Genomic DNA, 796 nt, shown 5'->3' on the forward strand with positions numbered 1-796 from the left:
GGCTGATCGACGAGCTTGTTCCAGGCGTCGCAACAATGGTCGACGATATCCTTTTCGGAAGTGAAGATGCGGTTCGACAGCCAGTTGTCGCGCATGAACTGCCAGATATTTTCGACGGGGTTCAGTTCGGGGCTGCGCGACGGTATCGGGATGATGCTGATATTGTCGGGAACATCGAGCTTGTCGGTCATGTGCCAGCCGGCCTGATCCATCAGCAGCACGGCATGAGCGCCGGGCGCGACGGCAAGCGTGATTTCCGCGAGATGAAGCGACATCGTCTCGGTATTGCAGAAGGGCAGGATCAGGCCAGCGCCCTTGCCCTGATCCGGGCAGATCGCACCAAAGATATAGGCCGATTTCGTTCGCTGATCATGCGGTGCCGACGGCCGCGTGCCACGCTGGGCCCATCGCCTGGTGATCTTGTTCTTTTGACCGATCCGGGCCTCGTCCTGGAACCAGATCTCTATCGGTGTGTCGCGCGCGAGGGTCGCTCGGACCTTCGCCAGCTCGGCTGCAAAGCCCCCTTTTTAAAGCCCTCGATCGCCTCTGGATCCTGGGCATGGTGGCGGGGCCGCGCGGAGAGCTTGCGATACCCCATCGCCCGTACCTCGCGGCTCAGCGTCGATTTCGAGACCGACAGCGCAAACTCGTCCCACAACCATTGCATCAGGTCGATCAGGCGCCAGCGCACCACCCCGTGCGTCGCCGGTATCGGGCCGCTCTCGATGATCGCCGCCAACGCCTCGCGATGGACCGCAGCCAACCGTGGAGGCTGGCCTGACGGCTTCCGGTCAAT

The 796-nt window shown here is 62.2% G+C and carries 1 pseudogene; it reads right to left on the minus strand.

The window, feature by feature from the left end:
* Window positions 1-796, minus strand: a pseudogene (locus tag ABD050_RS28980) (IS630 family transposase); the annotation flags it as partial.

It is taken from the genome of Sphingomonas oligophenolica (assembly GCF_039522915.1).
Classification (GTDB): domain Bacteria; phylum Pseudomonadota; class Alphaproteobacteria; order Sphingomonadales; family Sphingomonadaceae; genus Sphingomonas; species Sphingomonas oligophenolica.